The sequence below is a fragment of the Rhodococcus spelaei genome (assembly GCF_006704125.1).
Lineage (GTDB): Bacteria > Actinomycetota > Actinomycetes > Mycobacteriales > Mycobacteriaceae > Rhodococcus_G > Rhodococcus_G spelaei.
Genome location: NZ_VIGH01000004.1, coordinates 456,114 through 482,007 on the forward strand (window position 1 = coordinate 456,114; position 25,894 = coordinate 482,007).

General features: G+C 69.3%; 29 protein-coding genes. 16 read left to right on the top strand and 13 right to left on the bottom strand.

Annotation, left to right across the window (positions count from 1 at the left end; translation table 11 throughout):
• Positions 1 to 35: 35 nt before the first annotated feature.
• From FK531_RS11515 to FK531_RS11525, 3 genes are all read left to right on the top strand, one after another.
• Positions 36 to 815: an SDR family oxidoreductase gene (locus FK531_RS11515; RefSeq protein WP_246098103.1), complete on the top strand. Its 780-nt coding sequence runs from the start codon at positions 36 to 38 to the stop codon at positions 813 to 815.
• 89 nt (positions 816 to 904) lie between these two features.
• Entirely contained in the window at positions 905 to 1,684 is a 780-nt protein-coding gene (locus tag FK531_RS11520; protein WP_435531046.1) for an adenylate/guanylate cyclase domain-containing protein, read from the top strand.
• 56 nt (positions 1,685 to 1,740) lie between these two features.
• Positions 1,741 to 1,920 (top strand): hypothetical protein, encoded by a 180-nt coding sequence (locus tag FK531_RS11525; RefSeq protein ID WP_142099325.1) that lies wholly within the window; start codon positions 1,741 to 1,743, stop codon positions 1,918 to 1,920.
• A gap of 52 nt (positions 1,921 to 1,972) precedes the next feature.
• Here the strand turns inward: FK531_RS11525 and thiD are convergent, their stop codons facing one another.
• Both thiD and thiC read right to left on the bottom strand, forming a co-directional pair.
• On the bottom strand, positions 1,973 to 2,812 hold the full coding sequence (gene thiD / locus FK531_RS11530; RefSeq protein ID WP_142099326.1) for a bifunctional hydroxymethylpyrimidine kinase/phosphomethylpyrimidine kinase: 840 nt from the start codon (positions 2,810 to 2,812) through the stop codon (positions 1,973 to 1,975).
• Positions 2,809 to 4,452: a phosphomethylpyrimidine synthase ThiC gene (gene thiC / locus FK531_RS11535; protein ID WP_142099327.1), complete on the bottom strand. Its 1,644-nt coding sequence runs from the start codon at positions 4,450 to 4,452 to the stop codon at positions 2,809 to 2,811. Before thiC ends, thiD begins: the two co-directional genes overlap by 4 nt.
• 269 nt (positions 4,453 to 4,721) lie before the next feature.
• Between thiC and FK531_RS11540 the strand changes: the two genes are divergently transcribed.
• From FK531_RS11540 to FK531_RS11550, 3 genes are all read left to right on the top strand, one after another.
• Positions 4,722 to 5,066, top strand: a complete 345-nt coding sequence (locus FK531_RS11540) for a GNAT family N-acetyltransferase (RefSeq protein WP_142099329.1) — start codon at positions 4,722 to 4,724, stop codon at positions 5,064 to 5,066.
• 163 nt (positions 5,067 to 5,229) lie between these two features.
• Positions 5,230 to 5,598, top strand: coding sequence for a GNAT family N-acetyltransferase (locus FK531_RS11545; RefSeq protein WP_246098104.1), 369 nt, complete (start codon positions 5,230 to 5,232; stop codon positions 5,596 to 5,598).
• A gap of 102 nt (positions 5,599 to 5,700) precedes the next feature.
• The gene (locus FK531_RS11550) at positions 5,701 to 6,387 is read left to right on the top strand and encodes a hypothetical protein (RefSeq protein WP_142099331.1); all 687 of its coding nucleotides are present in this window, start codon (positions 5,701 to 5,703) and stop codon (positions 6,385 to 6,387) included.
• Here FK531_RS11550 and FK531_RS11555 read toward each other — a convergent pair.
• From FK531_RS11555 to FK531_RS11565, 3 genes are all read right to left on the bottom strand, one after another.
• Positions 6,384 to 7,199 (bottom strand): exodeoxyribonuclease III, encoded by an 816-nt coding sequence (locus FK531_RS11555; protein ID WP_142099333.1) that lies wholly within the window; start codon positions 7,197 to 7,199, stop codon positions 6,384 to 6,386. The genes FK531_RS11550 and FK531_RS11555 overlap by 4 nt on opposite strands.
• A gap of 106 nt (positions 7,200 to 7,305) precedes the next feature.
• Positions 7,306 to 8,256, bottom strand: a complete 951-nt coding sequence (locus tag FK531_RS11560; protein ID WP_142099335.1) for an N-acetylglutamate synthase, CG3035 family — start codon at positions 8,254 to 8,256, stop codon at positions 7,306 to 7,308.
• Positions 8,249 to 8,839: a peptide deformylase gene (locus tag FK531_RS11565; RefSeq protein ID WP_142099337.1), complete on the bottom strand. Its 591-nt coding sequence runs from the start codon at positions 8,837 to 8,839 to the stop codon at positions 8,249 to 8,251. The genes FK531_RS11560 and FK531_RS11565 overlap by 8 nt, the downstream gene beginning before the upstream one ends.
• A 222-nt stretch (positions 8,840 to 9,061) precedes the next feature.
• Here FK531_RS11565 and napA point away from each other — a divergent pair, with 222 nt between their 5' ends.
• The 6 genes from napA (at position 9,062) to FK531_RS22365 (ending at position 13,920) form a co-directional block, all read left to right on the top strand.
• On the top strand, positions 9,062 to 9,388 hold the full coding sequence (napA, locus tag FK531_RS11570) for a nucleoid-associated protein NapA (RefSeq protein ID WP_142099339.1): 327 nt from the start codon (positions 9,062 to 9,064) through the stop codon (positions 9,386 to 9,388).
• Between the two features lie 38 nt (positions 9,389 to 9,426).
• Positions 9,427 to 9,987 carry a LytR C-terminal domain-containing protein gene (locus FK531_RS11575; protein WP_142099341.1) on the top strand — a complete coding sequence of 187 codons (561 nt, stop codon included), beginning with the start codon at positions 9,427 to 9,429 and terminating at the stop codon, positions 9,985 to 9,987.
• Between the two features lie 124 nt (positions 9,988 to 10,111).
• Complete coding sequence (gene sodC, locus FK531_RS11580; protein WP_142099344.1) at positions 10,112 to 10,822, top strand: superoxide dismutase[Cu-Zn]; 711 nt, start codon at positions 10,112 to 10,114, stop codon at positions 10,820 to 10,822.
• Positions 10,823 to 10,941: 119 nt separating this feature from the next.
• Complete coding sequence (locus FK531_RS11585) at positions 10,942 to 12,066, top strand: glutamate--cysteine ligase (RefSeq protein WP_142099346.1); 1,125 nt, start codon at positions 10,942 to 10,944, stop codon at positions 12,064 to 12,066.
• 32 nt (positions 12,067 to 12,098) lie between these two features.
• Positions 12,099 to 13,427, top strand: a complete 1,329-nt coding sequence (locus FK531_RS11590; RefSeq protein WP_142099348.1) for a phosphatase PAP2 family protein — start codon at positions 12,099 to 12,101, stop codon at positions 13,425 to 13,427.
• Positions 13,428 to 13,560: 133 nt separating this feature from the next.
• A complete protein-coding gene (locus FK531_RS22365) occupies positions 13,561 to 13,920 on the top strand; it encodes an endonuclease domain-containing protein (protein WP_181762916.1) in 360 nt (119 codons plus the stop codon).
• A 72-nt stretch (positions 13,921 to 13,992) separates the two neighbouring features.
• On the opposite strand, the gene mnhG is transcribed toward FK531_RS22365, so the two are convergent.
• Genes mnhG through FK531_RS11625 form a run of 6 tightly spaced genes read right to left on the bottom strand, consistent with a single transcriptional unit; the run spans position 13,993 to position 20,218 of the window.
• Complete coding sequence (gene mnhG / locus FK531_RS11600; RefSeq protein WP_142099352.1) at positions 13,993 to 14,334, bottom strand: monovalent cation/H(+) antiporter subunit G; 342 nt, start codon at positions 14,332 to 14,334, stop codon at positions 13,993 to 13,995.
• The gene (locus tag FK531_RS11605; RefSeq protein WP_142099354.1) at positions 14,331 to 14,591 is read right to left on the bottom strand and encodes a monovalent cation/H+ antiporter complex subunit F; all 261 of its coding nucleotides are present in this window, start codon (positions 14,589 to 14,591) and stop codon (positions 14,331 to 14,333) included. Before FK531_RS11605 ends, mnhG begins: the two co-directional genes overlap by 4 nt.
• Positions 14,588 to 15,160 carry a Na+/H+ antiporter subunit E gene (locus tag FK531_RS11610; RefSeq protein WP_142099356.1) on the bottom strand — a complete coding sequence of 191 codons (573 nt, stop codon included), beginning with the start codon at positions 15,158 to 15,160 and terminating at the stop codon, positions 14,588 to 14,590. The genes FK531_RS11605 and FK531_RS11610 overlap by 4 nt, the downstream gene beginning before the upstream one ends.
• Positions 15,157 to 16,779 (bottom strand): Na+/H+ antiporter subunit D, encoded by a 1,623-nt coding sequence (locus FK531_RS11615; protein ID WP_142099358.1) that lies wholly within the window; start codon positions 16,777 to 16,779, stop codon positions 15,157 to 15,159. Before FK531_RS11615 ends, FK531_RS11610 begins: the two co-directional genes overlap by 4 nt.
• The gene (locus tag FK531_RS11620; protein WP_142099360.1) at positions 16,776 to 17,360 is read right to left on the bottom strand and encodes a Na(+)/H(+) antiporter subunit C; all 585 of its coding nucleotides are present in this window, start codon (positions 17,358 to 17,360) and stop codon (positions 16,776 to 16,778) included. Before FK531_RS11620 ends, FK531_RS11615 begins: the two co-directional genes overlap by 4 nt.
• Positions 17,357 to 20,218: a Na+/H+ antiporter subunit A gene (locus FK531_RS11625; RefSeq protein WP_142099362.1), complete on the bottom strand. Its 2,862-nt coding sequence runs from the start codon at positions 20,216 to 20,218 to the stop codon at positions 17,357 to 17,359. Before FK531_RS11625 ends, FK531_RS11620 begins: the two co-directional genes overlap by 4 nt.
• Positions 20,219 to 20,363: 145 nt before the next feature.
• Between FK531_RS11625 and FK531_RS11630 the strand changes: the two genes are divergently transcribed.
• The 3 genes from FK531_RS11630 (at position 20,364) to FK531_RS11640 (ending at position 23,231) form a co-directional block, all read left to right on the top strand.
• Positions 20,364 to 20,771, top strand: a complete 408-nt coding sequence (locus tag FK531_RS11630) for an NUDIX hydrolase (RefSeq protein ID WP_142099364.1) — start codon at positions 20,364 to 20,366, stop codon at positions 20,769 to 20,771.
• A 450-nt stretch (positions 20,772 to 21,221) separates the two neighbouring features.
• Entirely contained in the window at positions 21,222 to 21,491 is a 270-nt protein-coding gene (locus FK531_RS11635) for a hypothetical protein (RefSeq protein ID WP_142099366.1), read from the top strand.
• Positions 21,492 to 21,608: 117 nt separating this feature from the next.
• Positions 21,609 to 23,231 (top strand): GMC oxidoreductase, encoded by a 1,623-nt coding sequence (locus FK531_RS11640; RefSeq protein WP_142099368.1) that lies wholly within the window; start codon positions 21,609 to 21,611, stop codon positions 23,229 to 23,231.
• Between the two features lie 57 nt (positions 23,232 to 23,288).
• Here the strand turns inward: FK531_RS11640 and FK531_RS11645 are convergent, their stop codons facing one another.
• Both FK531_RS11645 and FK531_RS11650 read right to left on the bottom strand, forming a co-directional pair.
• A complete protein-coding gene (locus FK531_RS11645) occupies positions 23,289 to 23,480 on the bottom strand; it encodes a hypothetical protein (RefSeq protein WP_142099370.1) in 192 nt (63 codons plus the stop codon).
• 49 nt (positions 23,481 to 23,529) lie between these two features.
• Positions 23,530 to 25,032, bottom strand: a complete 1,503-nt coding sequence (locus tag FK531_RS11650; protein WP_142099372.1) for an MFS transporter — start codon at positions 25,030 to 25,032, stop codon at positions 23,530 to 23,532.
• A 169-nt stretch (positions 25,033 to 25,201) separates the two neighbouring features.
• On the opposite strand from FK531_RS11650, the gene FK531_RS11655 reads away from it, so the two are divergent.
• Complete coding sequence (locus FK531_RS11655) at positions 25,202 to 25,867, top strand: TetR/AcrR family transcriptional regulator (RefSeq protein ID WP_142099374.1); 666 nt, start codon at positions 25,202 to 25,204, stop codon at positions 25,865 to 25,867.
• Positions 25,868 to 25,894: the final 27 nt, after the last annotated feature.

Here is a 25,894-nt window from a genome sequence, read left to right on the forward strand (position 1 = left end):
TCGGCAACACTATCCACCCGAAAGGCATTCGCACTGTGAACACCACGTCGCACCGCACCCTCGAAGGCAAGACGGCCGTCGTCACCGGCGGTGGCCGCGGCATCGGAAGGATGATCACAGAGGGGCTCCTCCGCGAGGGAGCCTCGGTGATCATCAGCAGCCGCAAGCAGGACGATCTCGATGCGGCGGTCGCGGAACTGTCCCCGCTCGGGGAGATCTCCTCCTTCGCGGCCGACCTAGGCGCCACCGGCGGAGTCGAGGCGTTGGCCGCCCACGTCGCGGAGCAGGTCGATGCCCTGCACGTCCTGGTCAACAATGCGGGAGCGAACTGGGGTGCACCGGTCGAGGACTTCCCGGCGTCGGCATGGGACAAGGTGCTCTCGGTCAACGTCAAGGCGATGTTCGGGTTGACCCAGGCGCTGCTGCCGCAACTGCGGGCGGCGTCCACCGACGACGACCCCGCCCGCGTCGTCAACATCGGGAGTATCGACGGACTCCGGGCGCCGCAGCCCGGCATCAACAACTTCTCCTACAGCGCCAGCAAGGCCGCGGTGCACATGCTCACCCAGCAGCTGGCGACCACCCTCGCGCCGGACATCCTGGTCAACGCGATCGCGCCGGGACTGTTCGAGTCGAAGATGACCACCGGTCTGCTCGCGTTCGGTGAGGATGCGGTGGCCGCGCAGATTCCCCTGCGCCGGATCGGCCGCCCCGCTGACATGGCGGGCATCGCGGCCTTCCTCGCCGGACCGTCGAGCACCTATATCACCGGAGCGGTCATCCCCGTCGACGGTGGCGTGGTCGCCTCCCGCTGAGGCACGGGTGCCTTCCTGTGACGGACGGTTACACTTTGCCGGTGACCGAGGAGCCGGGAGGCGATGCGCGGGTGTCAGCAGGCCGCATCGTGTCCGTGCTGGCCTGGATACGTGCGGTCGACAGCGCGCCGGCCGTGGTCGACACGGTGCGGCGTGCGCGACGGGCATTGCCCGGCGACCCCTCCTTCGGTGACCCCCTCTCCACGGCCGGCCCGGGCGGGGTGCGGGCGATGGCCCGGGCCGCCGACCGCCTGCTCGACGACGGCCCCGGCGCCTCCCGCGAGGTCAGCCTCGGTGCGCTGCAGGTCTGGCAGGCGCTGCTCGAGCGCACCGGCCGTGGCCGCGGCACCCGCGAGGTCACCATCGTCTTCACCGACCTGATCGGGTTCTCCGACTGGGCGCTCGCCGCGGGCGACGAGGCCACCCTCGACCTGTTGCGGGACGTCGCCAGGGCCATCGAACCCCCTGTCGCGGACCTCGGCGGCCATGTCGTCAAACGGATGGGCGACGGCATGATGGCCGTGTTCACCCGGCCCGACCGCGCGATCGAAGCGGCGTTCGCCGCGCGCACCGCCCTTGCCGAGGTGCGAAACGGCGGCTACCGGCCACGCATGCGGGTGGGCATCCACACCGGCGTGCCCCGTCAGATCGGGGCGGACTGGCTCGGCGTCGACGTCAACGTCGCAGCCCGGGTGATGCAGGCGGGCGGCGACGCCAACGTGATGGCCTCCTCGGTCACCCTGGACGCGCTCGAACCCGGACTGCTCGACGACCTCGGTGTCCGCGCCAAGGCCTACCGTCGTGGGCTGTTCGCCGCGCCGCTGCGCGGTGTGCCCGACGACCTGCGACTGTTCACCCTCACGCACTGACCGGACGGCGGAAGTCAACCCTCCCGCTCGCGCACCGAGGCGCGCACACTGGAGACATGACTGATAGGGAGCAGCGCACCCCCTTCTACGGGGTCTTGATGATTCTCGTGGCACTCGGCGCCGCGATGGCGGTCAGTTACTACGGTCCGGCCTGGTTCCGCGTCACCGTCTACCTGCTGGCGGTCATGTTGATCGTCGTCGGGGGCGTCATGACCTTCCGGGACTATTCGCGCTGACACCGGCGCTGTGCGCGTCCTCGACCCGGGCGAGGACGCGCACAGGTGTGTGTCAGTGCAGGCGCCAGAGTGGTGAGACCGGGCCGTGCCCGGCGCCGAGGTCGTAGGACGCCGCCAGGCAGCGAGTGACCCACTCCTTGCCGAACTCCACCGCCTCCGGCATCGAGCGGCCATGGGCCAGCGCGCAGGCGATCGCCGCGGCCAGGGTGTCGCCGCCACCGTGGTCGTTGCCGGTGTCGATCCGCGGGCTGGTGAACTCGTGGAAGCGCTCGCCGTCGAACAGCAGGTCGGTCGACGAGGTCGAGGTACGCAGGTGCCCGCCCTTGACCAGCGACCACTGCGCGCCCAGTGCGTGCAGCGCCTCCGCGGCCCGGCGCGCGGACGCGTCGTCGACCACCTCGATGCCGGTGATCAGCCGGACCTCGTCGAGGTTCGGCGTCACCAGCGAGGCGATCGGGATCAGCGTGTTGCGGACAGCGTCGAGCGCCTCCGCGTGCAGCAGGGGGTCGCCGTGCATGGACGCGCACACCGGGTCCACCACCAGCGGCACGGTCTGCCCCTTGCCGATCCCGACCTCGGCGCACACCCGGGCGACGGACTCGATGATCGCCGTCGACGCGAGCATCCCGGTCTTCGCGGCGCTCACTCCGATGTCGGTGACCACCGATCGCACCTGGTCGGCCACGATCTCCGGCGGGATCTCGTGAAACCCGCTGACCCCCACCGAGTTCTGCACCGTCACCGCGGCGACCGCGACGCAGGCGTGCACACCGCAGAGCGCCATCGTGCGCGAGTCGGCCTGGATGCCGGCACCACCGCCGGAGTCGGTTCCGGCGATGGTGAGGACGCGGATCGGGGTCTGGCCGTCGGGGGTGAGGGGCAGCAACTTCACGAGGTGGACACTACCGGGAGGTACACCTGGCCCCCCGCGCCCGCGAACTCCGCCGACTTCTCCGCCATTCCGGCCTCGATCGCAGCTGCATCGGTCAACCCGTTGCGCTCGGCGTACTCGCGCACGTCGGCGGAGATCCGCATGGAGCAGAACTTGGGCCCGCACATCGAGCAGAAGTGCGCGGTCTTGGCGGGTTCCGCGGGCATGGTCTCGTCGTGGTACTCGCGGGCGGTGTCCGGGTCCAGCGACAGCGCGAATTGGTCGCGCCAGCGGAACTCGAAGCGCGCCTTGGACAGCGCGTCGTCGCGCTCCTGCGCCCGGGGGTGCTGCTTCGCGAGATCCGCCGAGTGCGCGGCGATCTTGTAGGTGATGACGCCGACCTTCACGTCGTCCCGGTTGGGCAGTCCCAGGTGTTCCTTCGGGGTCACGTAGCAGAGCATCGCGGTGCCTGCCTGGGCGATGATCGAGGCGCCGATCGCGGACGTGATGTGGTCGTAGGCGGGTGCGATGTCGGTGGCGAGCGGGCCGAGGGTGTAGAACGGGGCCTCCTCGCAGAGTTCCTCCTCGAGTCGCACGTTCTCCACGATCTTGTGCATCGGCACGTGACCGGGGCCCTCGATCATCACCTGCACGCCATGCGATTTCGCGACCCGGGTGAGCTCGCCCAGGGTGCGCAGCTCGGCGAACTGGGCCTCGTCGTTGGCGTCGGCGATGGATCCCGGGCGCAGGCCGTCGCCGAGCGAGAAGGTGACGTCGTAGCGGGCGAGGATCTCGCAGAGTTCCTCGAAGTGTGTGTACAGGAACGACTCCCGATGATGTGCCAGGCACCACGCGGCCATGATCGATCCGCCGCGCGAGACGATCCCGGTGACCCGCCTGGCGGTCAGCGGGACGTACCGCAGCAGTACGCCGGCGTGCACGGTCATGTAGTCGACGCCCTGTTCGCACTGCTCGATCACGGTGTCGCGGTAGATCTCCCAGGTCAGCGCGGTCGGGTCCCCGCCGACCTTCTCGAGCGCCTGGTAGATCGGCACGGTGCCGACCGGGACGGGGGAGTTGCGCAGGATCCACTCGCGGGTCTGGTGGATGTCCTTGCCGGTGGACAGGTCCATGATGTTGTCCGCGCCCCAGCGGGTGGCCCAGACCATCTTCTCGACCTCCTCGGCGATCGAGGAGGTGACCGCGGAGTTGCCGATGTTCGCGTTGATCTTCACCAGGAACCGCTTGCCGATGATCATCGGCTCGGACTCGGGGTGCTTGTGGTTGGCGGGGATCACCGCACGTCCCGCGGCGACCTCCTCGCGCACGACCTCCGGCGAAACGCCCTCGCGTGCGGCGCAATAGCGCATTTCGGGCGTGACGATCCCGGCCCGTGCCCAGGCCAGTTGAGTGCTGATCCCATCCGCAGCGGGGGGTTTGGTCCAGCCGTCGCGGGTCTTCGGCAGACCGGCCTCGAGGTCAATGTGGGCGTCGGCGTCGGTGTACGGGCCGGAGGTGTCGTACAGGTCCAGGTGTTCGCCGTTGCTCAACTGGACGCGCCGGACGGGCACCCGCATCCCGTCGACGTCGAGATAGCGCTTGCTGCTGCCCTCGATGGGGCCGGTGGTGACAGTGCTGGTCGTGACAGAGGTGTCCCTCATGGTGCTCTCCCTACGCCGGCATTACCCGGTCAGGTTCGACGGTCGACGGCCCTGAGCGCCCCGAAGGGCTAGCCGTCCTCTCAGCCCGCTGGTGCGAGCCCCCGTGGGTTGTGTAGTTGTCGGCGCCGACCCTAGACCGTGTCCGGCGCGCTGCGCCAGTCCCGGATGTCTCCGACGCGAATCTGAGTGATCCCGCTCACAATGTCCCCCGTTTGACCTATAGTGGCGTGGGTCACATTTTGGTCACGGGTGGGTAGGGAGACGGGTTCATGATTGCGCATTCACCGACCGCGGAGGTGTCGAACAATGCTGGTCAGAGTCGTTTCGAGCTCCGCCTGAACGGCGACCTGGTCGGCATTCTCGGTTACTACGAGTTGGACACGAACGCGGCGTCAGGGGTTCGTGCCGGACGCCGGTCCGGGCCGCCGATCGTCTCCTTCATGCACACCGTGATCGTCGAGGACTTCGGTCATCGCGGCCTCGCCGCGGTGATGGTGCGGCGCGCGCTCGACGCGGCCCGCGGATACGGCTGGAAGGTCCGCCCGGTCTGCACATACCTGCAGCGATTCATCGCCGACAATCCCGAGTACCGGGACCTGATCGTCCCGGTGTGAGGCTCGGCGGTCGGCCGGGGAGATGCCGATTCGGCCACGATTCGAAGAAGTCTGGGCGACAAATCGGCGAGAGCCTCGCCGTCGGGCGGCGTGATGCCGAGGGGGCTGCTTGCATGGCGGTGTGGATCACATCTTCAAGCGGCACCACGTCCAGGCTGTGGCGGTGAGTACACCCGTCGCCGAGCCGGCAGACCCGGCACTCGCGCGCGTCGAGGACAACCCGTCGCACTCGCGCTTCGACCTGTGGGTCGGCGACGAGTTGGTGGGGATCCTCGGCTACCGGACCGCGAGCGACGACCTCGATGCGTCGCCGGCGGGGGATGTGCCCGGCGGCGATCCGCAGGTGGTCGCGTTGATGCACACCGTGGTCAAGGAGGACTTCGGCGGTCGCGGGTGGGCCGCGATCCTGGTCCGCGAGGTGCTCGAGGAGTCGCGGGTGCGGGGCTGGCGACTGCGGCCGGTCTGCACCTATGTCCAGCGGTACCTCGGCACTCACACCGAGTTCCTGGCGCTGGTCGACGACGCCGCCTGACGGTCCCACCTAAAGTGAGAGCACTGCTCTTGTTATTTCATTCACGTGAGTGAATACTGCTCCCAATAGAGAGCGCCGCTCTCGTTTGGTGAGGAGTGAGTCATGATCGACACGACCATCCGGCAAGGCGCCCGCCGCGGGGCCGCAACGGCCGCGGCCGCACTGTTCGGGGCATCGGGACTGCTGTTCCTGCTGTATCCCGCGGTCCGGCCGTACTCGGACTATCTGAACGAGACCACCCTGGAAGGGGCGCGCGCCTACGCGTCTGGAGGCTGGGTCGCTGCCCACGTCTTCGGAATGCTCGGCTTCCTGCTACTGGGGTTGGCGGTGCAAGCGCTTCGCGAGATCCTCCGCGGCACGCCCTCCGACCGGGCCGCGATCGCTGCCACCGCGGCGACTTGGATCGGAGTCTGCCTCTCCCTCCCGTACTACGGTGCCGAGGACTTCGGGTTGCACGCGATCGGGGCACGGGCGCTGGCCGACGGCTCACCGAACCTGCTCGGCCTGGTCGAGCAGGTGCGCGGCGGCGGCACTCAAATGGCGATGTTCGCGGTCGGGCTGGTGCTGGTCGCGGTGGGCGTGATCATCGCCGCGGTCGCGATCTGGCGCTCGGGCGCGTTGGACCGGTGGAGCGGGGTCCCGCTGGCCGTCGGGTTCGCGCTGTTCGTCCCGCAGTTCTTCGGCCCGCCGTGGATGCGTGTCGCGCACGGTCTCGTGCTGGCCGCAGGTGGACTGCGGCTCGCCACCGCCCTCCTGCGGACCCGCCGAGACGGCGCCGACCCGAACTAGTCGAGTTCGACGACCACCGGCGCATGATCGCTGGCGCCCTTGCCCTTTCGTTCCTCACGGTCGATCGAGGCGCCGGTCACCCGGGCGGCCAGCGCGGGCGACGCGAGGGCGAAGTCGATCCGCATGCCCTGGCGCTTCGGGAAACGCAGCTGCGTGTAGTCCCAGTAGGTGTAGACGCCAGGGCCGGGGGTGTGCGGCCGGACCACGTCGGCGAAGCCGGCGTCGACGAAGGCGTGGAACGCATCGCGCTCCGGCTGCGAGGTGTGCGTCTTGCCCTCGAACAGCGCCGGATCCCACACATCCTCGTCGGTCGGCGCGACGTTCCAGTCGCCGACCAGGGCAACCTGTGCGTTCGGGTCCTCGGCGAGCCACTTGGCGGCGTCGTCGCGCAGCGTCGCGAGCCAGTCCAGCTTGTACGTGTAGTGCGGGTCGGACAGCTCGCGGCCGTTCGGCACGTACAGGCTCCACACCCGCACCCCGCCGCAGGTCGCGCCGATCGCGCGAGCCTCGACGACCGGAGTGGCGATGTCCAGGCTGTCGGCGGCGGCCTTCGCGAACCCCGGCTGGCCCTCGAACCCGACTTGCACGTCCTCGAGTCCGACCCGCGAGATGATCGCGACCCCGTTCCACTGGCTCAGCCCGACGTGAGCGACCTCGTAGCCGAGATCGGTGAACCGCTCGGTGGGGAACTGGTCGTCACGACACTTGGTCTCCTGGATCGCGAGCACGTCCGTCTCCGTCCGCACCAGCCAGTCCACGATCCGGTCCGTCCGGGCCCGCACCGAGTTCACATTCCACGTCGCCAGTCGCATGCCAGGCAGCGTAGTTCCGCGGCATGGATGCCGCCCCGCCCGGGTGAGGGGAACCTTCAGCCAGGTAGACCGGGTGAAGGTTCCCCTCACCGTGGTGCGGCGGGGGTCAGTCGGGGGCAGTCGCGTACCGGTAGCGGTGGTGATCGACGAGCCCCAGGGTGCGGTAGAGCGCGATGGCAGGCTCGTTGTCCGCAGCCACCTGGATGTACGCGTGGGTGGCGCCGTTGTCGCGTCCCCAGCGGATCATCTCCGCGCACATCAGCAGCCCGAGCCCGCGTCGTCGATGCTCGGGCGCGACCTCGACCGCGGACAGGCCCACCCAGTACCGCCCGTCCGGAGCCTCGGTGACCGCGGCTCGGGCGATCGCGAGCAGTTCGGTGTCCGGGCTTCCGAGCGCCCCGAAACCGAGCCGGCCCTCGCGGACCGCGCCGAGCACCGCCGACGCGCCTTCGGGCAGCGACTCGCCTCGGTAGTGGTAGAGCGGCAGCCAGCGCTCGTCCGGCGTGTCCGCCACGGTCACCAGCGAATCGCCCTCGGGCAGAGTCAGATTCGCGATGTCGGCGGCCATCACCTGCACCTCGTCGGACACCTCCCAGCCGTCGGGCGCGGCGCCGAGCCGGTCGGGCAGCAGTAGTCGCAGCCGCTGGCCGCGCTCGGCGTACCAGGCACGCAACCGCTCCGCGGTGTCGCCGGTGTAGAGGTCGCCGATCCGGTCCGCCTTGCCCAGCGGGGTGGCGGAATTCGCTCGTCGGGTGAAGCCGTCGCCGAAGCGGGCCAGCCACCCGTTCACCCAGGTCTGCTCGGTGCCCGGCCAGCCGTCGGCCGCCGCCAGTTCCAGGGCGCGGATTTCCCGCGTCACGACCGGTCGCGCGCCGAGGGCCTTGAGCGCGACCACCTGGTCGGGGGAGACCTGGACGACCCGGCCGTCCGGGGCACGCACGACGACCGCCGGAGTGAGTGAGACCAGCTCGCCGATGATGTCGGTCAGCGGCTGCGGATAGCCCGGCGGAAGCTTGTAGCGCAGGACGACCCGGCTCCCGAGGGCAGCCTCAGTCATCGTGGCCGAACGGGTCCTCGACCGTGCCGGGGATCCAGCTCTGCCCGGGCACGCCCCAGCCCGCCCGCTTGATCGTCTTCTTCGCCGCGCGCGCATTGCGGCCGATCAACATGTCCGTGTACAGGAAACCGTCGAGGTGGCCGACCTCGTGCTGCAGCATCCGGGCGAAGAATCCGTTGCCCTGGATGTCGACGGGGTCGCCGTTGACGTCGATGCCGGTGACTCGGGCCCAGTCCGCGCGACCGGTCGGGAACTGCTCGCCCGGCACCGACAGGCAGCCCTCCTCGTCGTCGTCGGGATCGGGCATGGTCTCGGGGAGTGCGGAGGTCTCGAGCACCGGGTTGATGACCTCGCCGCGGCGTCGGGCGCCGTCACCGTCGCCGTCGTAGTCGGGGCAGTCGTAGACGAACAGCCGCAGCGCGACGCCCACCTGGTTGGCGGCCAGACCGACGCCGTTCGCGGCGTCCATCGTGTCGTACATGTCGGCGATGAGCTCGGCCACCTCGGACACGGGTTGCGTCACCGGTTGGGTCGGCTCGTGCAGCACCGGGTCGCCAACGATCCGGATGGGAAGAATTGCCATGGTGAGAAGAATAGTGGGGGGCTCGCGGGTGACTCGGGCGGTGTGCCGGAGGGCGACGCGCCAGCACACCGAACCCGGGCCCTGACGTGGCGACCATGGTTGAATCACTCACTGAAGAACAACTGTGTAATTTCGTTGCTCGGTCATGTGAAGCCGACCGGGTGTCCGGGGAACTTTAGGTTTCGCTGAAATTTGGGCGAGAGCTCGAAGTTGAGGAGTGAGATGGACGGCGCAGCAGCGCGTAGCCGGAATTCCGAGCACACCGACCCGCAGGAATCCAACGAGGCAGGCGCGGACGGACTCACCCGCCGCGACCACGACATCCTGTCCTTCGAACGCCAGTGGTGGAAATACGCGGGCGCCAAGGAAGAGGCCATCAAGGAACTCTTCGACATGTCCGCGACCCGCTACTACCAGGTCCTGAACGCGCTGGTCGACCGGCCGGAAGCCCTCGCGGCGGATCCGATGCTGGTGAAGCGACTGCGCCGGCTGCGGGCCAGTAGGCAGAAGGCGCGGGCGGCCCGCCGGCTCGGATTCGACATCACCTAGGTGCCTGCGATGACTCCGCGGCCTCTAAGGTCAATGGCGTGAGTACCCCGCAGCCTGCACCGTCAGGACCGCCGCTTCGCGCGCTCGCGATGGTCCTCATCGCGCTCGCGATCGCCTTCGCGGGCATCGGCGCGATGGCCCTGTCCGGCTCGGATTCCGATTCGCAGTCGACCGAGGTCGTCCCCAGCGTGGCGCCCGTCAAGGCGAGTCCGAACAGTCCCGCCGCCTCGGCACGGCCGACCGTCCCGACCACGGCGCCCGTGGCCTCCCCGACGACGGCCGCGTCGAGCGCAGTCGCCTCCGCCTCGACCGTCGACAAGTCGGCCGTGTCGGTACGGGTGTTCAACAACAGCACCGTCAGCGGTCTCGCCGCGCAGACCGCGAGCACGCTCGAGTCCGACGGCTGGACGGTGTCCGAGACCGGCAACTACAGCACCGGGAACGTCGCCAAGACGACCGTCTTCTACTCGACGTCCTCCGCCGCCGAGAAGCAGGCGGCGGTCGAGATCGCGTCGAAGTTGGGTGTCACCGCGGAGCCGCGCTTCTCGGGGATCCAGTCGTCCTCGCCGGGCGTCATCGTGATCGTCACCTCGCCCTAGGGATTCGACGGTCGGGCAGGGGGCCGCGTGGTCAACTATCGGGCGTCGTAGACCACCGGTCGGCCGGATCGCCCGGCTGGCTATGATCAGAGCACTTTCAGCCCCATCTCGAAGGAGCGGTTTGATGGCCTTGCTTACCCGACGCGACACGAACACTGCCGGCCGCGTGTCCTGGCGCGTCGTCGCCCCGATGGTCGCGATCGCGGCCGTTGGCCTCACCGCCTGCAGCAACGGCCAGGAGCCGAGCTCGGTTCCCGGCACCACGCCTGCCGTGTGGACCGGCGTGCCCGCGCCCGCCGGTGCCCCCGGTTCGGGTGGCGGCCCCGGTGAGGGCGCCTCCGCCGCCGACCGGATCACCTCCCCGCTCAAGGACTCGCACGGCGACGCGGCGGGCACCGTGAGCTTCGTGCAGTCCGGCGACCACCTGGTGGTCACCGTGTCCGCGCACGGTCTCACCCCCGGCTTCCACGGACTGCACGTCCACTCGGTGGGCAAGTGCGAGACCAACTCGGTGGCCCCCACCGGCGGCGCGCCCGGCGACTTCCTTTCCGCGGGTGGACATTTCCAGGCCTCGGGCCACACCGGCCACCCGTCCAGCGGCGACCTCGCCTCGCTGCAGGTGCGTCAGGACGGCTCCGCGGACCTGATGACCACCACCGACACGATCACCATCGAGGAGCTGCGCAACAACGGCGCGGGCACCGCGATCGTCGTGCACGCCGGCGCCGACAACTTCGGCAACATCCCGGCCCGGTACGCCCCCGGCGGGCCGGACGAGGAGACGATGAAGACCGGTGACGCCGGTGCTCGCGTCGCCTGTGCAGTCCTGAAGTAGTCGCCCGCGCGGCGCCCGCCGCCGCGTTGTCGTGCCCGACGCCGTGACCGTCGAGATGCTGGCCACATGCCAGTTCCCGGTCGCGGCGTCGGTGCGTTCGCTGTGGTTGGATCTGCACTGTGGCAGTCCACTTCGCCGGTTCACCCCGGCCCACGATCGGCGTCGAGTGGGAGATCGCACTGGTCGACCCGACCACCCGCGACCTCTCCAACTCCGCCGCCCAGGTGCTGGCCGCCGCCGACTCCCTCGCCGGGGCGACGCCGCCGCGGCTGCACAAGGAATTCCTGCGCAACACCGTCGAACTCGTCACCGGGATCTGTGCGACCACCGCCGAGGCGATGGACGACCTGGACGAGACCATGCGACTGCTGCGCCGCGCCGCCGCCCGCGAGGGCGTCGAGTTGATGTGCGCGGGCACTCACCCGTTCGCGCAGTGGTCCGCGCAGCAGGTCACCCCGAACCCGCACTACGACGAGATGATCGAGCGCACCCAGTGGTGGGGTCGCCAGATGCTGATCTGGGGAGTGCACGTGCACGTCGGGGTGTCCTCGGTGGACCGGGTCTTCCCGATCATCAACGCGCTGCTGGTCAAGTACCCGCACCTGCTCGCGCTGTCGGCGTCCTCGCCGATGTGGGCGGGCGTCGATACCGGGTACGCCAGCAACCGCGCGCTGATGTTCCAGCAACTGCCCACCGCCGGACTGCCGTTCCAGTTCGAAACCTGGTCTCAGTTCGAGGGATTCGTGCACGACCAGATGAAGACCGGTGTCATCGAGCGACTCGGCGCGCTGCACTGGGACATTCGCCCGGCGCCGCAGTGGGGCACGATCGAGGTGCGGGTCTGCGACGGTGTCTCCACGGCCGCCGAACTCAGCGCACTCGTCGCGCTGACCCATTGCCTGGTCGTGCATTTCGACAGGCAGCTCGACGCGGGACTGGAGCTGCCGGGGATGCCGCCGTGGCACGTGCAGGAGAACAAGTGGCGGGCCGCGCGGTACGGACTGGACGCGGAGATCATCCTCGACGCCGACAGCAACGAGCGCCTCGTGACCGAGGACCTCTACGACCTGCTCGAGCAGCTGCAGCCGATCGCGCGCGAGCTCGGCTGCGCGGACGAGCTGGCCGCGGTCGCCGACATCCCGCGCCGCGGCGCGTCGTACCAACGCCAGCGCGCGGTCGCGGCGGCCGCGGACGGCGACCTGACCGCCGTCGTCGACGCGCTCGTGCGTGAGCTCGACAGTTAAGTCCCTGTTCACGCACCGTTTACTATGTACAGGTGCTGATCGACGACTCGCCCGCCGCTGCGCCGTGGCGACCGTCCCGGAACGGCCGCCCGACCCTGGTCACCATTGCCGTCGTCGTGTTCGTCGCCGTGCTGGTCGCACTTCAGGTCGTGGCATCGAACAACGGATTCGAGGGTCCGCTGGAGTCGCTCGCCCGGGACTTCGTGGGCACCCCCAAATCGATGTCCGTGCCCTGGGCCGGACTGGCGCTCGCCCTGGTCGGGCTGACCAACCGGCAGCGGCTGTTCGCGCTCGGCGCGGCGCTGGGACTGGACGTGGCGTTCCTGGTCGGCCGGCTGGCGGCCGACGGTCCGGTGGCGATCGGTAACGGACCGACCCTGGTGCTCACCGGGATCGGTGTGGTCGCCGCCGTCCGGTGGGCGGGGGAGCGTCGCGCGAGCGCCCTGCGCGGCGTCGCGCTCGGCGCCCTGCTGATCGTCGCGACGAAGGTCGGGGACGTCTGGCTGCAGATCACCGTGATGACGCGGCCGGCGGTGCTCGACCAGTACGTCGAGCTGGCCGATCGGGCGCTGGGCAGCCCGTCGTGGGTGATGGGGCAGGTCGTCGACGCGCTCGGCAGTGTCGGTTACGGCGTGCTGCACTGGGTGTACATCGAGCTGCCGGTCGCCGCGATCGTGGTCGCGCTCTACCAGCTCCGGAACGGCTTTCCGTCGCACTACCTGGTGCGGACCTTCCTCGCGATCGGGCTGATCGGCCCGATCTTCTACCTGCTGTTCCCGGTGGTCGGGCCGGACTTCGCGTACGGCACCGCGGGCGACGGCTCCCAGCTGGCCAACCTGTGGCCGACCATCGTGCCGACCGGGACCGACCCGTCGTCGTTCGTGTTCGACAGCCCCGCGCCGCGCAACTGCATGCCCAGCCTGCACACCGCCTGGGCGATGTCGATCTTCATCCACTCCCGTCGCGGTCCGCGGTGGCTGCGCTGGGGTGGCGCCTTCTGGCTGGCGTGCACGCTGATGGCGACACTCGGCTTCGGCTACCACTACGGCGTCGACCTCGTCGCCGGCGCAGTGCTGTGCCTGACCCTCGAGTCGGCGCTGCGCGACCCCGAGCGGGGCTGGGGCCGGTTCCGGGTGCGGCTGGTGGTCGGCGGGGCGGTCGCGTTCGCTGCCCTGCTCGCGAGTTACCGGTACCTGGCCGTCCCGATCGCGGCGTACCCGGTGATCTCGGCGCCGCTGATCCTCGGGTTGCTCGTCGGTGTGTCCGTCGCGTTCTATGCGAGCTTCTTCGCGGCCCCGGAGTCCGCGTTGGGGCGCTGGGGCGGGCAACGCGCTCAGGAGCCGGCTCCCGTCGCGAGTTAGTTGTTCTGGTAGGAATTGTTGCGAAGATCGCCTGAAAACGACTAGCGCGCGGCTAGGTTGCCGCGATGGGCCACGAATCGAAGCCGCCGTTCGGTCCGATCCGACGGTCGACCCTGCTGCAATCGGTGACGCCATGGCAGATCTCCCGCGGGGTGCCGAGTCGCCGTGGGAGACCCGTACTCGACTACTCGTGGTGCGCGCGGGATTCGACAAACCGGACACCCAGTTCCTTCTCGTGGACGACAGGGGCCGGCTGGTCGCCCAGGTGGACATGGCCTGGCCGGAGTATCGGGTGGTGCTCGAGTACGACGGCGACCTTCACCGTGAGCGCGACCGGTACGCCCGGGACGTCAGGCGTCGCAACAGCATTCGTCGCCTCGGCTGGGACGTGGTGGTCGCAACGAAGGAGTTGGTCGTGCGGCACCCGGACGAACTGCTCGAACGGGTGGCGTCGGCGTTGCTGGCCGGGGGCGCGACCGACCTGCCGATCTGAGTCTCCGCGAGCTAGTCGTTGTGATGTGGTTCCGTGTCGAAATCGTGTGAAAACGACTAGCTCGCGACGCGACTACTCGCGCTCGTCGGGGCGCTCGAGCTCCCCGACGATTCCCAACCCGTCCCGGCCGCGCTGCTCCCGGTACGCCACCCGACCGACGGTGTGTGCGATCACCGGCGCGGTCAGCAAGGTGAACAGTCCGACCAGGATCAGCATCCAGATGTCGACGTTGCCGCGCAGCCGGATCACCGCGCCGATCAGCACCAGCACCAGGCCGATCACCTGCGGCTTGGTCGCGGCGTGCATGCGCGAGAGGGTGTCCGGGAAGCGCACGATCCCGATCGCGGCGGTCATGGCGAGGAGCGCGCCGAGCAGGATCGCGACGGCGGCGACGACGTCCAGCACGGCGCTCACTGGTCGTCACGCACCCGGAAGCGGGCCACCGACACCGAGCCGACGAAGCCGACCAGGGACAGTGCGACGATGGCCGGTACCAGCGTGGTGTCCATGCTGAACGCCGCCCACACGGACAGCCCGCAGATCGCGACCGCGACCAGGGTGTCCATCGCGACCAGCCGGTCCAGCGTGGCCGGGCCGGCGAGCAGCCGGTACGAGGTCATCACCGCGGCGACGGAGAGCATCACCCCGGCGATCACGAGCACTGTCGTCATGGCTGGTCCTCCCTGGCGGTGGGGTCGAAGGCGGGGTTGTGCTCGTGCCAGGGCGAGGGCTGCCACTCGTCGTCCCGCTCGAACGAGGCGATGAACAGCCGCTCCAGTTGGCGCACCGTGCGGTAGAACTGGTCGACGGCCTTGTCGGTGCCGACGTCCAGCACGTGCACGTACACGGTCCGCTTGACCTGGTCGACCTCGAGCACCATGGTGCCGGGGATCAGGTTGAGCACGTCGATGCACAGGGTCAGCACCAGGTCCGACTTGATCGCGAGCCGGCACCGCAACACCCCGGTCATCGGGGCCGGACCGGGCCGCACCGCGAGCCACGCGACCTGCGCGCTGGACTGGGCGGCGTACACGATGCACAGTCCGACCAGCTTGACGATCGACCACGGGTGGATACGTCCCTCGACCGGCACCCGCGGCAGTGGCAGCAGGGCCATGATCAGCAGTCCGACGCCGAGGCCGCCGAGAATGTTCGCGACGGAGACGTTTCCCCACAACAGCACCCAGACGACGGTCAGCCAGATCAGCACCCCGACCCGGACCACGCGTTCGCGGTTCACCGGCCACCTCCCGCCGCGGTCGGCGTCTCGCCGTGGCCGGGGCCGAGCACCGCGTCGATGTAGATCGAGCGGTCCTGCAGGTCCACCGCGGCCCGGTCGGTGATGTCGATGATCTGGCCGGCGAACACGGTCAGGGCGATCCCGACCGCGACCAGCGCGATGGTGGGCACCAGCATCAGCATGGGCATCTTCCCGACGTCGGCGCGGTCGTCGAACGCGATGTCCTCCTCGGACTCGTCGATCAGCGCGGACGGGCTGACGTCGGCCAGGTCGCCCTCGGGGGCGTCGGCGCGCGCCCGCCAGAATGCCTTGGTCCAGACCCGGGCCACCACGTACAGGGTGAGCAGGCTGGTGACGGTGCCGCCCGCGACCAGCACCCAGGACAGCACGCTCGGGTGCGCGGCGCCGGCCTGCAGCAGCGCGATCTTGCCGATGAACCCGGAGAACGGCGGGATGCCGCCCAGGTTCAGCGCGGGCACCAGGAACACGATGGCCAGCACCGGGCTCGCCGCGGCCAGCCCGCCGAGCCGGCGCAGCGAGGACGAGCCGGCCTGCCGTTCGATCAGCCCGACCACCAGGAACAGGGTGGTCTGCACGAGGATGTGGTGCGCGACGTAGAAGATCGCGCCGGACAGCCCCTGCTCGGTGGACAGGGCGATGCCGAACACCATGTACCCGATGTGGCTGACCAGGGTGAACGAGAGCAGTCGCTTGATGTCGGACTGGGCGATCGCGCCGAGGATGCCGACCACCATGGTCAGCAGGCCGCACACCATCAGCACGTTGTCGAGTTCGCCGTTCGGGAACAGTAGTGAGTGTGCCCGGATGATCGCGTACACACCGACCTTGGTGAGCAGGCCGGCGAAGACCGCGGTAACCGGCGCAGGCGCGGTCGGGTACGAGTCGGGCAGCCACGTCGACAGCGGGAACACCGCGGCCTTGATGCCGAACGCAACGAGCAGCACGCCGAAGATCGCGGTCCGCGTGCCGGTCGGGATGTCGTCCAGGCGCAGCGCCATCTGGGCCAGGTTCAGCGTGCCGGTCGCGCCGTACGCGAACGCGATGCCGACCAGGAAGATCAGCGACGAGACCATCGAGACCATCACGTACGAGACACCGGCGCGCACCCGGTCGGCACTGGCACCGAGGGTCAGCAACACGAACGACGCGGCGAGCAGCACCTCGAACCCGACGTACAGGTTGAACAGGTCCCCGGCGAGGAACGCGTTGGAGATGCCCGCGGTCAGGGCCAGATACGTCGGCAGGAAGATCGACACCGGTTGGCGTTCGGTGCCGTCGTGGATGCCCTGCCCGACCGCGAAGCCCATGACGGCGAGCAGCACGATGTACGAGACGACCAGCATGATCGCCGACAGCCGGTCCACGACCAGGGTGATCCCGATCGGCGAGTCCCAGCCACCGACCTGCAGCGCCGAGATGCCGTCCCGGTCGGCGAGGTAGAGCAGCGCGCAGGACACGATCAGTCCGAGCACCAGCGCGAGCATGGTGACCGCGCGCTGGAACCGGGGCTTGCGCCCGCCGACCAGGGTCACGGCGGCGGCCAGCATCGGGATGAGCACGGGCAGCGGGGTCAGCGTGCTGATGTCGGGCAGCGTCACCGGCGGTCACCGCCCGGCGTCCGCACCGGGTCGTCGCCGTCCGGGTCGAACTCGTCGAAGTCGCCTTCGCGCAGGTCCTCGTACACCTCGAGGTCTTCGAGGTTGGTGAGCTGTTCGAGGGGGATGGGGTTGCCCTTGTCGTCGAAGGCGTCACCGCTGAAGGTGGAGTCGCCGGTGATCGGGTCGTCGGAGCGGTCGTGGTCCGGGGCCTCGGCGGGGGACCGCCGACGCAGCACCTTGGTGTCCTCGGGGTCGTTGTCGACGGCGTCCTTGGTGTTGATCTTGTAGGACCGGTACGCCAAGGCCAGCACGAACGCGGCGATGCCCATCGTGATGACGATCGCGGTCAGGACCATCGCCTGCGCCAACGGGTCGGCCATGCTGTCGTAGACGGCATTGGACCGGCCGACGATCGGCGCGCTGCCGGGCGGCCCGCCGACCGTGAGGATCAGCAGGTTCACGCCGTTGCCGAACAGCAGCAGGCCCAGCAGCATCTTGGTGATACTGCGTTCGAGCAGCAGGTACACCCCGCACGCGACGAGGATGCCGACCACGACCAGGAAGCCGAGGTTCGCGTTCATCGTGTCGTCACCTCCGGTCCGCCGGCGCTCCGGGCGGGTGCGGTCTCGACCTCCGCGTCGAGTCGCGCGCCGAGGCTGCGCAACACGTCGAGGACGAGGCCGACGACGATCAGGTAGACGCCGAGGTCGAAGAAGATCGCGGTCACCATCTTGATGTGCCCGAGCAGCGGGAGGGTGACCTCGAGGGTGGCCGAGGACAGCGCGGGTGCGCCGAGGAACAGCGATGCCAGCGCGGTGCCCGCCGAGAAGATCAGACCGAGGCCCAGGATCTTGCCGGCGTCGATCGGGACCGTCTCGCCGAGTTCGTACCGTCCGCCTGCCAGGTACCGGAGCACCAGCGCCAGGCCCGCGGTCAGGCCGCCGGCGAACCCGCCGCCGGGCGCGTTGTGGCCGGAGAAGAAGAAGTACACCGACAGCACCATCATCGTCGGGAAGATCATCCGGGTGGTGACCTCGAGGACCAACGACCGGTGCCGGGGGTCGATCAGATCGCCCCCGCGCAGCCAGGTGGTCTCCGAGCTCGACGCGGCGTCCTCGGCCCCCGGTGCGTCGGACACGCGCGGTGCGCTGCCGAACCGGCGGTTCCGGAACACCAGCGACGCGACGCCGGTCGCGGCGACCAGCAGCACCGAGATCTCGCCGAGGGTGTCCCAGGCGCGGATGTCGACCAGCAGGACGTTGACCACGTTCTTGCCGTTGCCCAGGTGGTACGCGAGGTCGGGCAGCTGCAGAGCGATCGGGTCGGTGCTGCGGGCGTTCATCGCGTAGGCGCCGATGACGGTGACGGTCAGGCCGACCGCGATGCCGAGCAGTGCGCGGGGCAGCTTGAACCCGACCGACTGCCGTTCGTCGATCTCGGCGGGCAGCTTGCGCAGCACCAGCACGAAGATCACCAGCGTCAGGGTCTCCACCAGGAACTGGGTCAGTGCCAGGTCCGGGGCGCCGTCGAGGGCGAAGATGACGCCGCAGCCGTAGCCGGTGACGCCCACCAGGATGACGGCTGCCAGGCGGTTGCGCATCACGGTCGCGGCCAGCGCGCCCGCGATCATGATCAGCCCGACCGCGAACTGGATCGGCGACTCCCACAGGCGCAGGGAGATTCCGGTGTCGGTGCCGAGGATCAGCAGGATCGTCGGCAGCAGCACGAGGGTGACGAGGATCGATGCCTGGGTCAGCGGCAGCGAACCGCGCTGGGTGGTGCCGGTCAGGCGCATCGACAGGGTGTCCATCGCCCGCAGCGTCGCGTCGTACATCCGGTCCGCGTTGCCCAGTGGCGAGTGCTCGAAGCGCAGCCTGCTGATCCGGCGGTGGGCGAAGTACAGCGCGACACCGCCGGCGATCACGAGGACCGTCAGCCAGAGCGCGAGGCCGAAGCCGTGCCAGAGCGCGAGGTGATAGTCGGCGTGCTCGCCCGCCGGCAGGGTCCGCGAGTACGGGGTGAGCAGTCGGTCCATGACCGGGGCGGCGAGGCCGGCCGCGAGTCCGCCGGCGGCGAGGAGGGTCGGCACGAACATGAACAGCGGCCCGGCCGGGTGCATGCCGGCCACCGCAGGGCTCGGGCTGCTGAGCTGCTTGCGGCCGAACGCGCCCCAGATCAGGCGGACGCTGTAGGCGACGGTGAGGATCGAGCCGGCCACGATCGCGGCGAGAACCAGCACGCGGACCGGTGGTGCGAGCACGTCGGTGGTCGCGATCGCCTCCAGTGCGCCCTCCTTGCCGACGAACCCGAGGAACGGCGGCAGCCCGGCCATGCTCGCCGCCGCGGCGATCGCGACCGCACACAGCACCGGGGCACGCTTCCCGAGGTGCGCGAGTTTGCGGAGGTCGCGGGTGCCGGTGGTGTGGTCGATGATGCCGACCACCATGAACAGCGCGGCCTTGAACATCGCGTGCGCGACGACCAGCGTCATGCCGGCCAGGGCGGCGTCGCGACTGCCGGTCCCGACCAGGGTGACCAGGAAGCCGAGTTGGCTGACGGTGCCGAACGCCAGGATCAGTTTCAGGTCGAACGCGCGCATGGCCCGCCACCCGCCGAGCAGCATGGTGGCGAGGCCGAGGGTCATGACGGTGATCCGCCACGGGCCGGAGTCTGCGAAGCCGGGCGCGAGCCGCGCGACCAGGTAGACGCCGGCCTTGACCATCGCGGCGGCGTGCAGGTACGCGCTGACCGGGGTCGGGGCGGCCATCGCGCCGGGCAGCCAGAAGTGCATCGGGACGATCGCGGACTTGGACAGCGCACCGATCAGCACCAGCACCACGGCGATGCCGGCGAGCCAGCCGCCGGGCGGGTCCGCGAGCAGTTCGGAGATCCGGTAGCTGCCGCCGACCTGGCCGAGGATGATGAACCCGACGAGCATCGCCAGGCCGCCCGCGGTGGTCACGAGTAGGGCCTGGGTGGCGGCGCGCCTGCTCGTCGCGCGTTCGGCGTAGTGACCGACCAGCAGGAACGACAGGATCGTGGTCAGTTCCCAGAAGGTGTAGAGGATCAGCATGTTGTCACTGGTCACCAGGCCGAACATGGCGCCCGCGAACGCGACCATCTCGGCGGCGAAGATGCCGAGGCGCGGTTCGTCGTCGGTGAAGTAGCGCGAGCAGTAGACCAGGACCAGGCTGCCGATGCCGAGGACCAGCGCCGACATGATCGCGGCCAGGGCGTCGAAGCGCATGTCGATGTCCATCGACAGGGCGGGCGCCCACTGGATGTGCAGGGACTGCTCGGTGCCCCAGTTCCGGATCACCCAGACCAGGGAGGCCAGCGGCACCAGCGACAGTGGGAGGAATGCGTTGCGCCCCATTGCTCGCACGACAAGCGGCGCCAGGACGGCGGCGATCGCGTGGGCGAACAAAATGGTGAGCAAAGGGCACTCCGTCGTGTCGTGTTTCGGGTGGCGGCGGGGTGTCGATACGCCCGGGAGTACCCGGGCGACCGGAGTCCAGTTTAGGGGATGCGAACTCGCCGGTCGGAGGCGGCTTCGGCCGTGTCGGCGCCTGTAGCCTGTGGGGATGGCCGAGATCAGGACCGTCGCCCTCGCCCACATTCGCGGCCGCCGGATGCTGCAGGCGCGGTCCGCGGGCAAGTCCGCCTTCTACATGGCGGGCGGGAAGATCGACCCCGGGGAGAGCCCGGAAGAGGCCCTGCACAGGGAGATTCGCGAGGAACTCGACGCCGGGATCGTGGCCGGGACGCTCGAGACGTTGGGGGTGTTCGAGGCCGAGGCGTTCGGGCATCCGCCGGGCACCCGGTTGCACATGACCTGCTACCTCGCGGACCTGACCACCGAGCCGACCGCAACCAGTGAGATCGCGGAGCTCCGCTACTTCACCACCGACGAGTACGCGGCGATGCCGGAGTCGGCCCCCGGTTCGCGGCTGGTGTTCGAGCGGCTGCGGGCCCTCGGCCTGGTGGACTGACAATCGAGGTCGCCGCGGCAAGGGTCACCGACGCGGATGGACGCCAACGGCACTGGACCGAGGCCGCCCTGCGCCTGATGGGTGACCGGCCCGGCCTGTGGCATGGCGGCTGTCGAGACATGCTGGAGGGGTGCAACATTCGCGGAAGCATCCGGTCACCTCCTTCGAGACGGCCGAATGTCACATCCGCTCAGTCAGCCCAGTGAATGAAGGTGACATTCGGTCGAACGATGTGGTGAGTCAGGCGGGTTTGGCGATTCGGGTCCACGCGGTGCCGGGCACCGAGCTGTTCATTGTGTTTAGCGAATTGATTAGTGCCGCAGCATATATGGATTCGTGTATCGGACCGGCTTGTGGGCAGTAGGGTGACGCGACAGCGTATTCAGGATCGGCGAAAGCCTCGCTTGCGACGCGTCCCCATCTGATCACCTGCTGAACGGAGCTTGATACATGCGCGGTCCAACGATCGGTCGTATCGCATCCATGGTCGTCGCGTCGGCCGTGCTCGCCGGTGGCCTCGCCGCTGGATCTGGCGTTGCGGGCGCCACCCCCTCCGAATCCACCGTGACCGCCGGTTCCCTCGGCGTCACTTCCGTGGCCGGATCCACCGAGGCGGCCGGATCCAGTGACGTCGCCAACGATCTCCTCTTGGCTGTCTACCTCAAGCTCAATCCGGGCAGCTGCCTCAACCATCCCGGCGGCCTCTGCTGGGGAATGTGATCCGTCCCGAGAAGTGAGCCCGCGGGGCAGGCGGGTGCTCGACACTGCGTTCGTGGACGGCGCGGGCGCCTGACGATTCCCCCTCCCGCCCGCGGCGGTGAGGGCTAGATTCCGGAGATGGACTCGCCTCGCTTGTCCCGTCGTACCGTTCTGCGCGGTGCCGCGCTCGGCCTTGGCGCCGCGGCGCTCGGCCCGCTCGCCACCCACACCGCTGCGGCACAGGCCGCGCCGCCCGGCGGCAGGACCGCGATCGTGATCGGCAGCGGGTTCGCGGGTGCGGTCTCGGCGCTGCGGCTCGGACTCGCGGGCATCGAGACCACCGTCGTCGAGCGTGGTCGTCGATGGCCGATCGACCCGGCGGGCAACACCTTCGCCACGCTCGACGCGCCGGACGGGCGGTCGGCGTGGTTCAGCGACCGGCCGTACATCAACCCGCTCACCCAGTTCCAGCCGATTCAGCGCTACGCCGGGGTGGTCGACCAGGTGAACGGCAACGGCATCAACGCGGTCTACGGGGCGGGCGTCGGCGGCGGGTCGCTGGTGTTCGGGGCCTACACCCCGCAGCCGCGCAGGCAGGATTTCGAACAGATCTTCCCCCGGCAGATCGACTACGGCGAACTGGACCGGGTGTACTACCCGCGGGCTCGGGCGATGCTGGGCACCTCGCCGCTGCCCGCCGACCTGCTGGCGAACCCGAAGTACGTGGGTGCGCGGTCCTGGCTGGCCGACGTCGCGGACTTCGGCGGCACGCCCACTTTTCACGACTTCTGCGTCGACTGGGACCTGGTGCGGGCCGAGCTCGCGGGCACCCGGCGACCGTCGGTGACGGTCGGCGAGGGCCCGTACGGCATCAACTCCGGTGCGAAGAACAGCGTCGACCACAACTACCTGCCGCGCGCCGAGGCCACCGGGAACGTCACCGTGCTGCCCCTGCACGAGGTGATCGAGATGCGGGAAGTGGAGGGCGGCACCAAGTTCGAGGTCACCGCCCGGCACATCGACGAGTACGGGACGGTGCTCGAGACCAAGCGCCTGGTCGCGGACTACCTGTTCGTGGCGGCCGGGTCGTTCCACACCAGCGCGCTGATGGTCACCGCGAAGGCGAAGGGCTGGCTGCCGCGGCTGAACGAGCACGCTGGCAAGGGATTCGGCAACAACGGCGACTTCCTCATCTCGCGGACTCTCACTCACCGCGAGTACGGCAGCAAGCAGGCCGGGCCGGGTGTGGCGCTGCTCTACGACGACGAGTTCCCTGACGGGCCGATCTCGATGTCCTGGCAGGCTGCGCCGTTCCCGGACATCGCGGGCGGAAACACCAGCACCAACCTGATCCAGGCCATCACGCGGGATCGCGGCTCGATCGACTACAACGTCGCGACCGGGCAGGCGGAGCTGAACTATCCCTTCGGTGAGGGCAGCGACCTGGACACCCGGGCGCGACGGTTCGCGGGCACGTTTCACGACCGGGCCGACGTCGCACACGGCTTCCCCGCCAACGGGATTCCGGTGTACACCCGGCTGGCCGGGTTCGGCAGTGCGTCGACCTATCACGGCCTCGGCGGGATGGTGATGGGTAAGGCCTGCGACTACGAGGGCCGGGTCGAGGGGTACGAGAACCTTTACGTCGTCGACGGTGCGTTGATCCCGGGGTCGGTGGGGCTGGTGAACCCGTCGCTGACGATCACCGCGATCGCCGAGCGGTGCCTGGATCACTTCCTCGCCGGCGTCGGCGGCGGGTGAGCAACGGACGACTGACGAGGTCTGCTCCTCGCGACCAGGGACTGTCCGGCCGGGTCCCTACGAGAACACCCAGCCACGCAGTGCGAGAAACCGGAACACACCGACACCGGCGCTCACCGCGACGACCAGGATCGCTCGCGTGATGTTGCTCGACCCGCCGACGAGAACGAACCGGACGAACTGTGCGAGTGCCCCGTCGCCCCGCAGGCGACCACTCCCGGTCCGGCTCCTGATCCGAATGACGACCACGTCCGCCACGGGTGTGGGGACGTGGTCGCCGTCGTCGGACCGGGCGGGCTCAGTGGGCCATCGCGAGCTGACCCTCCTGGCCCTCGGCGGGTGCGGGCAGCTTGCCGCCGGGCAGCAGGAACACCGAGATCACTGCCCCCGCGGCGAAGATCGCGGCCGCCCACCAGAAGGTGGTGGTGTAGCTGTGTACCGCGGCGAGTGCCTGCAGCTGCGGGGTCGGCACCGTGCCGGACAGGTAGTTCGACGCGGCGGTCGCGGCGATGGTGCTCAGCAGTGCGGTACCGATCGAGCCGCCGACCTGCTGCATGGTGTTGACAGTCGCCGAGGCCACTCCTGCGTCCTCGGGGTCAACGCCGGTGATCGCGCCCTGCATGCCGGGAGCGAAGACCATGCCCATGCCGAAACCGACCAGGACCAGGCCGGGCAGGATGTGCAGGGCGTAGGTGCTGTCGACCGTCAATTGCGTGAGCACGACCATGCCGATCGCGACAATGGCCAGGCCGGTGCTCATCAGCGGCCGCGGCCCGATCCGCGGCAGCAGCACCGCTGTCGAGGTTGTTGCCGCGGTGACCATGCCCACCACCATCGGAAGGTAGGCCACTCCGGTGACGATCGGGCTGTACTGCAGCACGGTCTGCATGTAGAAGGTCAGGAACAGGAACACCGCGAACATGCCGGTTCCGGCGATGAACATCGCCAGGTAGGCCCCGCCGCGGGTGCGGTCGAGGACGATGCGCAGCGGCAGCAACGGGTGCGCGACGCGGGTCTCGATGACGACGAACACCGCCAGCAGGACCGCGCCCGCGACCAGCCAGGCGAGGGTGGCCGGGTTGGACCAGCCGTGCGACTCGGCGTGCGAGAAGCCGTAGACGATGCTGAACAGCGCCGCCGAGACCGAGATGGTGCCGGGGAGGTCGAGCTTGGGTCGGTGCTCGGCCTTGTGCGGTGCCATCATCGTCAACGCCCCGACCAACGCGACGGCCGCGAAGATCAGGTTGACGTACATGCTCCAGCGCCACGAGGTCCACTCGGTGAGCATGCCGCCGAGCAGCAGTCCCACCGCGCCGCCGGCGCCGGCGACCGCGCCGAAGATGCCGAACGCCTTGGCTCGCTCGTCGGGCTTGGTGAAGGTGGTCGCCAGCAGGGACAGTGCGGCTGGGGCGAGCAGGGCCGCGAAGACGCCCTGGCCGGCGCGCGCGGCGACGAGCATCGGGAAGTTCACCGCGGCACCGCCGACCGCGGACATCGTAGCGAAGCCGACGAGGCCGATGACGAAGGTGTTGCGACGGCCGAACAGGTCCGAGAGTCGGCCGCCGAGCAGCAGGAGGCTGCCGAACGCGAGCGCGTAGGCGGTGACCACCCATTGCCGGTCGCCGTCGGAGAACTCGAGCGACTTCTGCGCGGCGGGCAGTGCGATGTTCACGATGGTCGCGTCGAGCACGACCATCAGCTGGGCCAAGGCGATGACCGCCATGACGAACCAGCGCAGGCGGTGTTCCCTTTCGGTCGAACCCGGGGCCGCCTCCGGGCGGTCGAGTGTGGTGGTGGTCATGAGTGGAACCCCTTCGACGTGGGTCGGGTTTCGGTGCACGAGATCGATTGGAAGCGGAGGAGTAAGCTCCACTTAGGTCACCGTACGCCTAAGTGGAGGGCATGTCTCCACTTAATTTTCAGGAGCGGTGCGGTTTGTCCGGGTATGTCGCAATTTCTGGGATGGCAGAATGAATATCGTGAGCACCGTCACAGGAGGGCGCCGGCTGCGGGCCGACGCCGAGCGCAATCGCCGCAAGATTCTCGACGCCGCGGCGGACCTGTTCGCCACCCGCGGCATCGACATCACCCTCGACGACGTCGCGCGGCACGCCAAGGTCGGAGTCGGCACCGTCTATCGCCGCTTCACCTGCAAGCAGGAACTGGTCGACGGGGTGTTCCAGCAGCACATGGACGACATGGTCGATGCCGCGACCGGGGCGATGCAGTGCGCGGATCCGTGGGACGGTCTGGTCGAATTCGTCGCCCTCACCTGCGAGCGGATGGCGCTCAACCGCGGCATGGGTGACGTCTTCTTCACCTCCGACGACGGTCGCGAACAGATCGCGTGCGCGCGCGAGCGGGTGACGCCCATCGTCGACGCCCTCATCGTGAGGGCCCAGGACGCCGGCGAACTTCGCCCGGACGTCACGGTCAACGACCTGTTCACCGTCAGTCGGATGATCGAGTCCGTCATCGACTTCACGCGGCCGGTCGCGCCCGAGGCATGGCGCCGCTACCTCGGGCTGGTGCTCGACGGGATGCGGGCCGAGGGCGCGGCGCGCACACCGCTGTCCGCGCCGTCGTTGACCGACGAGCAGGTCGAGGAGGCCAAGGCCGCCTGCGTGCGGCGGTAGTCCCCGTCGGTTTACCGACCCTTGACT